The sequence below is a fragment of the Streptomyces malaysiensis subsp. samsunensis genome (assembly GCF_024519315.1).
Classification (GTDB): domain Bacteria; phylum Actinomycetota; class Actinomycetes; order Streptomycetales; family Streptomycetaceae; genus Streptomyces; species Streptomyces malaysiensis.
This window is the reverse complement of record NZ_JANIIC010000002.1, coordinates 299,271-312,862: the sequence shown is the minus strand read 5'-3', so window position 1 is coordinate 312,862 and position 13,592 is coordinate 299,271. Positions and strand designations below refer to the sequence as shown.

The 13,592-nt window shown below is 71.6% G+C and carries 9 protein-coding genes; 6 read left to right on the top strand and 3 right to left on the bottom strand.

Translation table 11 applies throughout. The annotated features are described in order from the left end of the window. Positions 1-335: 335 nt before the first annotated feature. Positions 336-1,820, bottom strand: coding sequence for an MFS transporter (locus NQU54_RS02545; RefSeq protein WP_372505758.1), 1,485 nt, complete (start codon positions 1,818-1,820; stop codon positions 336-338). Between the two features lie 263 nt (positions 1,821-2,083). Here NQU54_RS02545 and NQU54_RS02540 point away from each other — a divergent pair, with 263 nt between their 5' ends. Beyond that, entirely contained in the window at positions 2,084-2,749 is a 666-nt protein-coding gene (locus NQU54_RS02540) for a TetR/AcrR family transcriptional regulator (protein WP_069860344.1), read from the top strand. Between the two features lie 184 nt (positions 2,750-2,933). Here NQU54_RS02540 and NQU54_RS02535 read toward each other — a convergent pair whose 3' ends face one another. Then, positions 2,934-5,537 (bottom strand): PA14 domain-containing protein, encoded by a 2,604-nt coding sequence (locus NQU54_RS02535; protein WP_257629529.1) that lies wholly within the window; start codon positions 5,535-5,537, stop codon positions 2,934-2,936. Between the two features lie 210 nt (positions 5,538-5,747). Between NQU54_RS02535 and NQU54_RS02530 the strand changes: the two genes are divergently transcribed. The 3 genes from NQU54_RS02530 (at position 5,748) to NQU54_RS02520 (ending at position 9,880) form a co-directional block, all read left to right on the top strand. Further along, positions 5,748-6,491, top strand: coding sequence for an SDR family NAD(P)-dependent oxidoreductase (locus NQU54_RS02530; RefSeq protein ID WP_257629528.1), 744 nt, complete (start codon positions 5,748-5,750; stop codon positions 6,489-6,491). Positions 6,492-6,916: 425 nt separating this feature from the next. Next, positions 6,917-7,372 carry a lamin tail domain-containing protein gene (locus NQU54_RS02525; protein WP_257629527.1) on the top strand — a complete coding sequence of 152 codons (456 nt, stop codon included), beginning with the start codon at positions 6,917-6,919 and terminating at the stop codon, positions 7,370-7,372. A 93-nt stretch (positions 7,373-7,465) separates the two neighbouring features. Then, positions 7,466-9,880: a glycoside hydrolase family 65 protein gene (locus NQU54_RS02520; protein WP_257629526.1), complete on the top strand. Its 2,415-nt coding sequence runs from the start codon at positions 7,466-7,468 to the stop codon at positions 9,878-9,880. 128 nt (positions 9,881-10,008) lie between these two features. On the opposite strand, the gene NQU54_RS02515 is transcribed toward NQU54_RS02520, so the two are convergent. Continuing rightward, positions 10,009-11,319, bottom strand: coding sequence for an SLC13 family permease (locus tag NQU54_RS02515; protein WP_257629525.1), 1,311 nt, complete (start codon positions 11,317-11,319; stop codon positions 10,009-10,011). 232 nt (positions 11,320-11,551) lie between these two features. On the opposite strand from NQU54_RS02515, the gene NQU54_RS02510 reads away from it, so the two are divergent. Together NQU54_RS02510 and NQU54_RS02505 are read left to right on the top strand one after the other, a co-directional pair. After that, positions 11,552-12,262: a FadR/GntR family transcriptional regulator gene (locus NQU54_RS02510; protein WP_257629524.1), complete on the top strand. Its 711-nt coding sequence runs from the start codon at positions 11,552-11,554 to the stop codon at positions 12,260-12,262. 130 nt (positions 12,263-12,392) lie between these two features. After that, positions 12,393-13,586, top strand: a complete 1,194-nt coding sequence (locus tag NQU54_RS02505) for a S1 family peptidase (protein ID WP_167505216.1) — start codon at positions 12,393-12,395, stop codon at positions 13,584-13,586. Positions 13,587-13,592: the final 6 nt, after the last annotated feature.

Here is a 13,592-nt window from a genome sequence, read left to right as displayed (position 1 = left end):
CGATGGCGCGTCAGGCGCGGGGGGTGACGGGCGAGGGGCCCGGAATCGGAAGAGAGCGGCCGGTGGGACGACGGCCCGCTGCCGGGTCAGCCGTAACAGGAGGCGGACCACACCCGACCGAAGTCGATGTGGTCGCGGGTGACCAGGGGCAGCTCAGTCCTCACTCGCATCATTCAGCACCGCACGGGCCCGTTCCGTCAACCGCGGTCCACATGATGGCCCGTATGCGACCCCGTCACGACAAAGCCGCCCGTACCTCCCCCGTCGCCGCGCGGGCGGGCGGGGGGATACGGACGGCTGTGGAGCGATTTCGGCCGTCGGCCGTCGGCCCTCGGTCAGCGGCCTCCCACCGGCTGTGGTGTGCCGGGCCGCTCCGGGGTGGCGGTGAGCCGGTCCGGCCTGCGGCCCGGCAGCAGCGAGGCCACCGCGAGCGCCAGCAGCGCACCGCCGCCGCCGATCACGAAGGCGGTGCGGAAGCCGTTCAGGGACGGGAGCTCGACGGGCCCGAACGCGGTGGTCATATGGGCGAGTACGACGCCCACCACCGCACTGGCGGTCGAGGTGCCGATGGACCGCATCAGGGTGTTGAGGCCGTTGGCCGCGCCCGTCTCGGACACCGGCACCGCCGACATGATCAGCGCGGGCATGGCGGAGTACGCGAGGCCGATCCCGGCGCCGATCACACAGGAGATGACCACGATCTGCCATACGGCGTCCATCAGGAAGACGCCCATGCCGTATCCGGCGGCGATCACCCCCGCGCCGAGCATCAGCGACACCTTGGGGCCCCAGGTGCCCGTGATCCGCGCCGACACCGGGGAGATCGCCATCATCACCAGACCGGACGGGCCCAGGCACAGACCGGCGGTCATCATCGACTGGCCCAGCCCGTACCCCGTGGCCGAGGGCATCTGGAGCAACTGCGGCAGCACCAGCGACATCCCGAACATCGCGAAGCCGATGACGATGGAGGCCAGATTGGTGAGCAGCACCTGACGGCGCATGGTGGTGCGCAGATCCACCAGCGGCCCGCTCACCCGCAGCTCCCACCGGCTCCACAGGAACAGCACGACCACCGCGGCGGCGAACAGCCCGGTGGTGACACCGCTGCCCCAGCCCCAGTCGGCGCCCTTGGAGATGGCCAGCAGCAGACAGAGCAGCCCGGCCGACAGTCCGAGGGCGCCCACCAGGTCGAACCGCCCGCCGCCATGCACCGGGGACTCCGGTACCAGCGCCAGCACCAGCGCGATCACCACCGTGCCCAGGCTCGCCGAGACCCAGAACAGCACATGCCAGTCGGCGTGTTCGGCCAGCGCCGCGGCCCCGGGCAGCCCGAGGGCGCCGCCGACGCCCAGCGAGGAGCTCATCAGCGCCATCGCAGAGCCGAGCCGTTCGGCGGGCAGTTCGTCCCGCATGATGCTGATGCCCAGCGGGATCACGCCCGCGGAGAAGCCCTGGAGCGCACGGCCGACGATCATGGGGGCGAGCGTGTCGGAGAGCGCGCACACCACCGATCCGATCACCAGCATCGCCAGGCTGATCAGCAGCGTCCGCCGCTTGCCGTACATATCGCCGAGCCGGCCCAGTACGGGGGTGGCCACCGCGCCGGCGAGCAGAGTGGCGGTGATCGCCCAGGAGGCGTCCGAGGCCGAGGTGTCCAGCAGCGCCGGGAGATCCGGGATCAGCGGCACCACCAGGGTCTGCATCAGGGAGACGACGATCCCGCCGAACGCCAGGACGGCGACCACCGGACCGGAGCGCGGCGGGTGGGCGGTCATCGCCGCTTCGGGGGCATCGGGGGTCGGAGGCAAGGAAGTCACGGTGGTCCTTCGTCGTGGTCCTTCGTAGGGGCGTCGAGCCACTTCGGGCGCCGCAGCAGTGTCGCATAAATTTGTGTAACAGGTACGTCAAATATGCCCGCCGGGAGTGTCGCCCCTTGGTCCATCACCCATGTCAGGCCATGTCGTGGCAGATCTCCCGCGGTTCACGCCCGGAGGACGCGGCGGACGGCCACGAGCGGCGCCCGAGTGGACATGCGTAGCCTTGGGGACCGGCACGACGGGGGCGAGTGAAAGGACACCGGATGGCCGGGACCGCGGAGGGTACCGTCCGCAGGGGACGCGGGCGCCCGCCCCGCCTGTCGCGCGAGCAGATCGTCCGCAGCGCCGCCGAGCTCGCGGTCCGCGAGCCGGAGGCCGCGCTGACCGTCAAGAAGGTCGCCGAGGCGGTCGGCTCCGCCCCCATGGCGCTCTACCGCTACTTCCCCGACCGCGACGATCTCCTCCAGGCCGTGGCCGACCGCGTCCTGGCCGAGGCCCAGCACCGGGACCCGCCGGGCGAGACCTGGCAGGAGCGGCTGCGCGCCTGGATGCACGGCAGCCGCGAATATCTGCTGCCCTACCGTCAGCTGCTCCCCTATATGGCCGCCACCCAGCAGCCCGCCCGGATCTCCTCCCTGGTGACCCTCACCCGGATGCTGCGCCCCCTGAAGCTGAGCGATGAGGATCTCGCGCTGGCCGTGACCCTCATCGGCTCCACCGTCATCGGCCACGCGGTCTACGAGACCCACCGCGGCCCGGTCTCCGCCCGCAAACTGGACGCCCTGACCGAGGCGCTGGCCCTGTACCCCCAGGAGGAGCGGGAGGTGGTGGCCCCGCTGCTGTCGAGGCTGCCGCGGGCGCAGAGCAGGCTGTACGACGTGGTGGTGGACCGTACGGTCGCCGCCGTCGAGGCGCTGGCGGCCGAATGACCCGCCCCGGGGACGCGCACCCCGGAACGGGTCACCACCATGGGCCGAGCCGTGCGGCTAAGCAGGTCGGAGGAGGTCCGCTACGGTTCGGGCAGCGCCCCGAAGGGGCGCGGGGAACTGCGCGACCAGCCACGACGGCGCCGCAGTCGGCCGACGACGCATCGCGGCACGTCCCGCGGAGCGCTTAGCCGGTGCACTCCATGGACGCCGGGTCCGCCGCGTCGCGGATCAGTGCCTGATGGGCCTGGCGCAGCCGCTCCACATCGGGCTTGATCTCCTTGCGGTCATAGGTGAGCAGCCCGTTGAGCTCGCCCTCCACATCCGTGATCTGGGTGTAGACGGCCCCGCTGCTGCCGTTGCACGCGACCAGCCCGCGCACCTTGTCCAGCAGCTTCAGATACTCCTCGGTGTACTGCTCCTTGTCGACGCCGACATAGGTGTGCTGCACCGGCCAGGCATGCCCCGGTATGGCCAGGCCGAGGCCGCCGTACTCACCGGTGACCCCCGCCCGTGAGGCGTCGGGGCGCGGATCGCCCGGCCCCGGGTAGGCGTGGATGTCGGCGAGGTCGCCGTTGCCGGTGTCGTTCCAGCCGCTGGCGCCGTTGATCAGCCGGCTGGGGTCCCAGCCCTTGGCCAGCGTCGGCACCTTCGGGCCGCCGTACTGGCCCCAGCCCTCGTTGAAGGTCACCCAGATGGCGATCGACGGGCTGCTGATGTGCTGGTCGATCATCCGCTTCATCTCGTGCTCGTACTGCGCCTGCGCCTTCTCGGACGGGGTGACCGTGTTCATGGCGGGCATGTCCTGCCATACCATCAGGCCCAGCCGGTCGGCCCAGTAGTACCAGCGGTCGGGCTCGACCTTGATGTGCTTGCGCACCGAGTTGAAGCCCATGCGCTTGTGCATCTTCAGGTCGTACGCGAGGGCCTCGTCGGTCGGCGCGGTGTGCAGTCCATCGGGCCAGAACCCCTGGTCGAGGGTGGCCATGGAGAAGATCGGCTTGCCGTTGAGCACGGTGCGCTTCTTGCCGTCCACCTCCTTGACGGCGATGCTCCGCATGCCGAAGTAGCTCTCCACCCGGTCCGCCGAGGCGCCCCGCCCGACCGTGACCTTCAGCTGGTACAGATGCGGATCGTCGGGGGACCACAGATGCGGGGAGGGCACCGGGACGGTCAGCGGCTCACCGGTGCGCCCGGTGGCGGTGCCGACCACGCGCCGCCCGTCGTAGGCGGTCGCGGTGACCGGAACGCCGTCCCGCACCCCGCGGACCTCGGTGGTGAGGGCCTCGCCCGGGACGTCCGGGGTCAGCTTGAGGGTGTCCACATGGTCGGTGCCGACCGGCTCCATCCAGACGGTCTGCCAGATCCCGGAGGAGGGGGTGTAGAAGATGCCGCTGGGGTCGAGACGCTGCTTGCCCATCGGCGGGTTCTCGCCGTCGGCGGCGTCCGTCGGGTCGTAGACGCCGACGATCAGCTCCTGGGTGCGGCCCGGCCGCAGGGCGTCGGTGACATCGGCGCTGAACCGGTCGTAGCCGCCGCGGTGGTCGGCCACCCGGGTACCGTTGACGTACACCTCGGCCTGCCAGTCGACGGCGTCGAAATTCAGCCGCAGCCGCTTGCCCTCGCCGACCTTCCAGCCGTCCGGGACGGTGAAGGTCCGCCGGTACCACATGCGGTCCTCATGCCGCTCCACGCCGGAGAGCTTGGACTCCACCGGGTACGGCACCAGGATCCGCTCCCCCAGCCGCTGCCCGACCGGGGGCTTCTGCCCCTCCTTCGCGGCGGCGAACTCCCAGCTGCCATTGAGGTTGCGCCACTGATCGCGGGTCAGCTGGGGGCGCGGGTACTCGGGGTGGGCGTTGTCGGGACCGACATCCTTGGCCCAGGGGGTGCTCAGCTGGTACGTCGACTTGTTGCCGCCGAAGGACACATACGGGTCGATGGCGCCGTCGGTGTCCTCGAGGCCGCCCTCGCCGTCGTAGCGCACGATGGCCTCGCCGCCCTTTCCGACCACCGGCTCCTTCAGGGAGAGCAGCAGCCGGGACGGGTCGGCCGTATCCAGCCGGGCGCGCCCGAGCGGCCACTGCGCGCCGCCGATGACGGCGGTCAGATGCGAGGTCAGATCGGCCGGGGGAGCGGTCAGGGGCCGGGCGAAGTCCAGCAGCAGCGTACGGCCGTCGGGCTGGACGGCGCCGGCCACCGGCCCGTCGTAGTCGAAGTCCGCGGGCAGCCGGAAGGCGGACGCGGGCACGGGCGCCTTGGCCGCGCCCGGCGGGGTCCAGGACAGATGGAGGTTGGAGCCGCCGTTGTGCTCGAAGTACTCGACCTTGATGTCATACGCCTTGCCCGCGGTGAGCTCGACGGGCTGGGAGGTCTGCTCCTTGTCCCAGTCGTCCACCCAGTGGTCGATGACCGGTTTGCCGTCGATCCACAGCCGGAAGCCGTTGTCGCCGGTGATCGAGAAGGTGTGCGCACCGGAGCGCTCGGGGGTGATCTGGCCGGTCCAGCGGGCGCTGACGTCGTCGGACCGTCCGGTGGTGGCCTGTAGCCGCGGCTCCAGATTGTCGAAGTCGAGGGCGGAGTCGAGGCTGGTGGCCTTCAGCTCGTGGAAGTCGAAGGCCCCCGGGGCGGACTGGAGGTAGTAGTCGCCGCGGAGGCCGTGGATGACCGAGGGGTCGTCGGAGGGGGTGTCGGCCGCGGCCGGACCGGGGGCGGTCAGCAGACCGAGCGCGCCGAGCGCCAAGGCCACGGTCGCGACCACGGATCTGGCGAAAGATGAACGAAAACGCACATGTCCTCCTTGCTGGAGCAGCTCTGAGGGCTGCTGCTGGGACAAGTGGGGCGCCGCCATTGCGCCATCTCCAACAGAACCTGTCAATAGTGAACGCAAGGCAACAGGTTGGCTGTTGGGTACTGAGCCTTGACGAGAATGCGCTTTCTCCCTAGCGTGCGGTTCATAGATGTGACTGCCATTCAATGAGCTGCACTGAGGAGGCCCGTGATGGGGCGACGGATCGTGGTGTCGGGCGGCGGTACGGGCATAGGACTCGCGACCGCGGAGACCTTCGCCGCCGCGGGCGACCGGGTGGTCATCCTCGGCCGCCGCGCCGAGGTGCTGCGCGCCGCGGCGGACAAGCTCAACGCCGCCCACGGCGCCGACCTGGTCACCTGGACCGGCGCGGACCTCAGCGACCCGGAACAGACCCGGCGCGCCGCCGAGTTCATCACCGCGGACGGCGCGGTGGACGTCGTCGTGGCCAACGCCGGCGGCAATGTCGCGCCCTTCAACGACGGCACCCTCGAGGGCGTCGCCGACCAGTACCAGCGGAACTTCGCGGCCAACGTGCTGACCGCCGTACTGCTCACCGAGGCGCTGCTGCCCCACCTCACCCGGCCCGGCGGCCGGATCGTCCATCTGTCCTCGGTCGCGTCGCTGCGCGGCCCCGGATCGTACGGCGGCACCAAGGCCGCGCTGCACGCCTACACCTTCGAGCTGGCCAAGCGGCTCGGCCCGGAGGGCGTCACCGCCAACGCGGTGGCCCCCGGCTATGTCGAGGACACCGAGTTCTTCGGCGAGCGCGGCACGCCCGAGTTCATCGCCCAGCAGATCGGGGAGACGCTCACCGGACAGCCCGGGACACCCGCCGAGATCGCGGCCGCCATCCGCTATCTGGCCTCCCCGGAGGCCGCGTATGTGACCGGCCAGGTGCTGCACATCAACGGTGGCGCCCAGCTCGGCCGCTGACGCCGCCTCCATCGCCCCGGCCGGGATAGCCCCGCACCGGCTCCGCGCTAGGGCCATATGGCCCTGGGGCAGGGGCCGCGCAGCCCTGCCGCCGCGTTCAGCCGTGGTCCACTCTGGTCCTCCACACAGGTGGGGGGAAGACGGACGGACGGCCGCGCCGAAGGAGTCAGCTCGCTGACTCCAAACCATCTTCGGGCGCGGCCGCCCGTCCGTCCTGCGTTAGAGCCTGTGCCATATCCCCGGTCGGATCAGCTTGCGGCGTCTGGTGCGTGCGATCGCAAGGCGCCGGAGCGCTCTCGTGGCGGAGCCACGTGGGCGTTTCGGTAACGCGGCGAGCGCGCGTGCCAGGCGTCGCAAGCCCGGCCGGGGATATGGCACAGGCTCTTACCGCCGCTTCACCACGTACCACGCGATGGGGGGACCTCATGTCCGTACACACCGCCCGTATCGGCGCGGCGCTCGCCGCCGGCTGCGCGATAGCCCTGCTGTACCCGGCCACGCCCGCCGGGGCCGCGGGCTCCGTACACCTTTCCAAGATCTACTACGACTCTCCCGGTAGCGACAACCGGAGCAACTCCAGCCTCAACGGCGAATACGTCCAGATCAAGAACTCCACCTCGCGCGGGGTCGGCCTCAAGGGCTGGGTCCTCGTCGACGCGAGCAACCACAAGTACACCTTCCCCGCCTACACCCTCGGCGCGGGCAAGACCGTGACCGTCCGGACCGGCTCCGGCTCCGACACCTCGGCCACCAAGTACCAGGACCGCCGGGCGTACGTCTGGAACAACGACCGCGACAAGGCCACCCTCCGCAAGAGCGGCGGTTCCACGGTCGACACCTGCTCGTACAACAACAGCCGGGCCGACTACAAGATCTGCTGAGCGGTCCGCCGCGCGCGGGCGCGGCGCAGCCGGTGAAGACCTCCGGCCCGGACGACAATGGGGGAGTCGAGGGAGGAGAGCCGGTGAGCGGCCGTGTCGGACTGGGCGTGGGAGTACGAGGGCTATGAGCCCGGCGAGGAGCGGTTGCGGGAGTCGCTGTGCACACTCGGCAACGGCTACTTCGCCACCCGGGGCGCGGCCCCCGAGGCGGCCGCCGATGAGACGCACTACCCGGGCACCTATGTGGCGGGCTGCTACAACCGGCTGACCTCGGTGGCCGGCGGACGCCGGGTCGAGAACGAGGACATGGCCAACCTGCCGAACTGGCTGCCGCTGCGCTACCGCGTTCGCGACCCGGACCGGCCTCCCGGCCCCGGCGGCTGGCTCACCCCCGACGGGGACGAGCTGACCGGCTACCGGCAGACCCTCGACCTCCGGCACGGCACCCTCGTGCGGCGGCCGCGGTACACCGACCCGCACGGCCGGGTGCTGCACGTCGAGCAGCAGCGCCTCGTCCACATGGGGGACCCTCATCTGGCGGCGATGCGGACCACCTTCCGGGCCGAGGGCTGGTCCGGCACCGTCGAGCTGGAGTCGGGGCTCGACGGCGCCGTGGCCAACACCGGTGTGGCCCGCTACGACGCGCTGGCCGGCCGCCATCTCATCGACCATCGCACCGGCGCCGCGGGCCCCGACACCGTCTGGCTCAGCTGCCGCACCACCACCTCCGAGGTGCGCGTGGCCATGGCCGCGCGCACCCGGGCCGTCCGCGGCGAGCCCAGCGGCACCGGGCAGCGGCTGACCCGCAGCGCGGCGATGCGCACCCTGGCCGTGCCGGTCGCGCCGGACGCCCCGGTCACCGTCGAGAAGACCGTGGCGCTCTACACCTCCAAGGACCCCGCGATCAGCGATCCGGTCCAGGCCGCGCTCGACGGGGTGGCGCGGGCGCCGGAGTTCGGGAAGCTGCTCGCCTCCCACCGCACCGCATGGGAACACCTGTGGCGCGAGGCGGCGTTGGAGGTCCCCGGCGAGGCGGGCCACATCCTGCGGCTGCACCTGTTCCACATCCTCCAGACGCTCTCCCCGCACACCGCGGAGCTGGACGTGGGCGTCCCGGCCCGCGGCCTCCACGGCGAGGCGTACCGCGGACATGTCTTCTGGGACGAGCTGTTCGTGCTGCCGTATCTGAACCTCCACTTCCCCGAGGTGTCCCGGGCCCTGCTGCACTACCGCCACCGGCGGCTGCGCCAGGCGTGCCGCGCCGCCGAGGACGCCGGGCGGGCCGGGGCGATGTACCCGTGGCAGAGCGGCAGCGACGGGCGCGAGGAGACCCAGACACTGCATCTGAACCCGCGCTCCGGCCGCTGGCTGCCGGACCACTCCCGGCTCCAGCACCATGTGGGCTCGGCGGTGGCGTACAACGTGTGGCAGTACTGCCAGGCCAGCGGCGACACCGACTTCCTGCACACCAAGGGCGCGGAGATGCTGCTCCAGATCGCCCGCTTCTGGGCCGACACCGCCGTACCGGACCCGGACGGCGGGCGGTACCGCATCCGTGGAGTGGTCGGGCCCGACGAGTACCACGACGGCTACCCCGGCGCCGACCGCCCCGGGATCGACGACAACGCGTACACCAACGTCACCGCCGCCTGGGTGCTCGACCGGGCCCTGGAACTGGCCCGCACCCTGCCCGAGCCGCGCCGCCGAGCCCTGTTCGAGCGGGTGGGCCTGGACCGCGCGGAGCCGGAGCGCTGGGAGGACGTCTCACGGCGGCTGCTGGTCCCCTTCCACCGGGGCGTCATCAGCCAGTTCGAGGGCTACGGGGAGCTGGCCGAACTCGACTGGGACGGCTATCGCGCCCGCTACGGCGACATCCGCCGGATGGACCGGATCCTGGAGTCCGAGGGCGACTCCGTCAACCGCTACCAGGTCTCCAAACAGGCCGACGCGCTGATGCTCGGCTATCTCTTCGGCCCCGCCGAGCTGTCGGCCCTCTTCCGGCGGCTCGGCTACCCCCTGGACGACGACATCTGGCGCGCCACCGTGGAGTACTACCTGTCCCGGACCAGCCACGGCTCGACCCTCAGTGCGCTGGTGCACGGCTGGGTGCTGGCGCGGGCGCGCCGGGCCGAGGCGTGGCGGCACTGCCAGGAGGCGCTGCTCGGCGATGTGGCGGACGTCCAGGGCGGCACCACGGGCGAGGGCATCCACCTCGGCGCCATGGGCGGCACCCTCGATCTGGTGCAGCGCGGTCTGACCGGTCTTGAGACCCGTGAGGACGCCCTGTGGCTGGACCCGGTGCCGCTCCCCGAGCCGTCCGGGCTCTCGGAGTATCACTTCTCGATGCGCTACCGAGGCCACTGGGGCGTGGCCCTGCGGGTGCGGGCCGGGAGGCTGTGGATCAGCGTGCCGGATTCGGAGGAGCGCCCGATCGAGGTGCGGCTGGCGGACCGCTCGCTGACCGTCGCCCCCGGCGAATCCCACTGGCTTCCGCTGCCACCCGGCTGAACGGCGGTCCGCGCTTCCGGGACCGGCTCTTACGGTCCGCCCGCCGGGCCGACTCCCGCTCGGCCGCCCGGCCGCCCGGCCGATCGCCCGTCCGCCGCCCGGCCCCGGCCGATTCCCCGTCGGCCCGCTCAGCCGAGGCCGGGGACCACCATCGTCAGCCAGACGACCGGGGGGACCGCCACCACCATGATCCCGCCGTAGACCATCAGCTGCCGGAAGAACCGGTCCCGGTCCACATCCGGCGCGTTGGCCAGCACCAGCGCCCCGTTGGTCGAGAAGGGGCTGACGTCGACGACGGTCGCCGACACCGCGAGGGCCGCGATCATCCCCACCGCGCCGATGTCGCCCTGGGCCAGGAAGGGAACGGCGAGCGGGATCAGCGCGCCCATGATGCCCACCGAGGAGGCGAAGGCGGAGACGATCCCGCCGATGTAGCAGAGCAGCAGCGCGGCGAGCAGGGGAATCCCGATGTCGCTCACCGCCTTGCCCGCGTAGTCGATGGTGCCCATCTCGTCCAGCACCCCGACATAGGTGAGCACACCGCAGATCAGCAGCACGGTGGGCCAGGTGACCTCGTTCACGGCCTTCTTGCCGTGGTCCGGCCAGAAGACGCTGAGGGCCACGGCGAGTGTGATCGAGGTGAGCCCGGCGTCCAGGTCGAAGGCGAGCACCGCGACCACCAGCGCCACCAGCGCGGCCAGTGTGGCGATACGGGCCGGGGTGAGACGGCTCTCCGTGTCGGCCGGCGCGTCCACCGCCGCCCCCTCCTCGCCGTCCTCGCCTTCCTTCCCGTCCTTCTTGTCCTGCCGGATCTCCCCGGCGGCGACGGCGGTCCTGGGGAGCTTCAGCCCGCCGCAGACGACGAAGACGACGGCGGCGATGATGAGGTTGACCACCAGGCTCGCGAGGAACAGCGTGACCTCGTTGCCGGGGAGCTTCTCCCGGTCCACGATGCCGTTGACGATCGATCCGTAGATGCTGATCGGGGAGAAGCCGCCGCCCTGGGCGCCGTGCACCACCATGGCACCCATCAGCAGCGGGCTGATGTGGTAGCGCGCGGCGAAGGAGAGCGCGAGAGGCGCGACGATCGCGACCGCCGCCGGGCTCACCGCCCCGATCGCGGTCAGCACCCCGCTGATCGCGAACATCACCCATGGGATCAGCGCGACCCGCCCGCCCACCAGCCGGACCGAGGCGTGCACCAGCCAGTCCGTGGTGCCGTTGGCCCGGGCGAGGGCGAAGAGGTACGTCACCCCCACCAGCACCACGAACAGATCGCCCGGGAACCCGGCGAAGATGTGGTCCGCGCTGAAGTCGGCGACCAGCTCGCCCACGCCGAAGGCGGCGGCGAAGGACAGGGCGCCCATGTTGATCGACCGGGTGGTGGCGATGACGAAGACCACCACCAGCACGAGTATCGAGATCAATTCGTCGGACATCGAGCGCTCCCGTCACTGGGACCCGGTCGGCGCACCGGGGACGGTCGGGCCAAGTGGCCTGCTGGCTCAGCCACGTTGAGGGCCGGACGGCTCGGCAGTCAAGACATCGGTGGCAGATTGGCTCAGCCAATTGGCCAGTGCTCCACAGGGCCGCAAGACCGCCGCGCCATCCATCCACCCGGTGCTACGCTGCGAATCGGGGCCATCACAAACCGCGATGGGGGGAGCTCGTATGGCCGGGGACGCGCTGCGCCCGATGAACCGTCAGCGCCTGTACGAGCAGGTGCTGGAGAGGCTGCGCGCCTATGTGGAGGAGGGCGGGCTGCGCGCGGGCGACCGGCTGCCGACCGAGCGCGAGTTGGCCCAGCGGCTCGGGATCAGCCGCGCCTCCGTCAAACAGGCCATCGTCGTCCTCGAGGTGCAGGGGCTGGTCGAGGTGCGCCAGGGCGGCGGAATGTGCCTGCTGCGCGACAGCCTCGACACCGAGCCCGTCGAGCGGCTGGTGGAGCGCCGCCGTCGGCTGCCCGATGTGCTCGACGCCCGCGAGGCGTTGGAGACCAAGCTGGCCGAGCTCGCCGCCGAGCGCCGCACCGACGACGACCTCATGGCCCTCCAGCAGGCCCTGCACTGGATGGAGGACGAGATCGAGGGCGGGCGCTACGGCATCGAGGGCGACCGCCGCTTCCACGCCGCCGTCACCGCGGCCGCCCACAGCCCGCTGCTCGCCGAGTTCATGCGCTCGATCGCCGACCAGATCGCCGAGAGCCGCGAGGAGTCGCTGCACCAGCCCGGCCGTCCCAGGCGTTCCCTCGCCCAGCACCAGCGCATCCTGGACGCCATCGCCGAGCGCCGCCCCAAGGCCGCCGCCGCGGCCATGCGCCGCCATGTCCGCACCGTCGCCCAGGTGCGCCTGCTCAACTGGAATCCGGACGAAGCCCCTTGAGTCCGCCGCGGCGTCGTGCCCGAGTGTGACCGATCACCATCTTGGTCTGGACTTTCCCCCCTGACTCGCTAGGCTCTGCGCGATCGACACGTGAAAGCGCTCTCACCTGCTGAGCAGAAGGGGAACTTCCATGAGACGGAAGCCCGTTGTCCGTGCCGGACTGTCCGCACTCCTCGTCCTCGGTGCCCTCTCGGGCGCCGGCGGGGCATTCTCCACCGCCGCCGCGGCATCCGGCGCCGACGCCCCCGCGGCCAAGCCCGCCGCCGCGTCGGCGCCGTCCGCCGGCCTCGTCCGCGCACTCGGCCGGGACCTCGGCCTGACCGCGGACCAGGCGCGCGAGCGGCTGGGCCAGGAAGCCGCCGCCATGAAGCTGGAGCCCAAGGCCAAGCGCGCCGCGGGCACCTCCTACGGCGGCTCGTGGTACGACGCGGGCAGCGGAAAGCTGGTCGTCGGCGTCACCAGCGCCGAGCGGGCCGCATCGGTACGGGCCACGGGCGCCACCACCCGGATCGTCGAGCACAGCGCCGACGCGCTCGACGCGGCCAAGGCGCGCCTGGACGAGCGGTCCCGGAAGAAGGCCGCCCCGGCCGGGGTGAGCAGTTGGAGCACCGACCCCCGGGCCGGTGCCGTCGTGGTCCGGGTCCGTGCGGGGCACGAGGGCGACGCCGCCGTCCGCGCGTTCCTCCGCGAGGCCGACCGCTCGTCCTCGGTCCCGGTCACCGTGGAGAAGGCGCCCGCCCAGGCGCCGACCACCTTCGCCGCCGGAACGGTCGGCGGCGACCCGTACTACACCGGCAACGTCCGCTGCTCCATAGGCTTCTCGGTCCAGGGCGGCTTCGTCACCGCCGGGCACTGCGGCCAGGCGGGGGGCTCCGTCAGCGGCTGGGACGGTTCGTACATCGGCAACTTCCAGGGCTCCTCCTTCCCCGGCAACGACTACGCCTATGTCAGCGTCGGCAGCGGCTGGTGGACCGTGCCGGTGGTGCTCGGCTGGGGCACCGTGCCCGACCAGCTGGTCCGCGGCTCCGCCGAGGCCCCGATCGGCGCCTCCATCTGCCGTTCCGGCTCCACCACCCACTGGCACTGCGGCACGGTCCTGGCCAAGAACGAGACGGTGAACTACAGCCAGGGCGCAGTGCACCAGATGACCAAGACCAGCGTATGCGCCGAGGGCGGTGACTCCGGGGGCTCGTTCATCAGCGGTGACCAGGCCCAGGGCGTGACCTCCGGCGGCTGGGGCAACTGCTCCAGCGGCGGCGAGACCTGGTACCAGCCGGTCAACGAGATCCTGTCGGTGTACGGCCTGCGGCTGCACACCGCCTGACCGGGC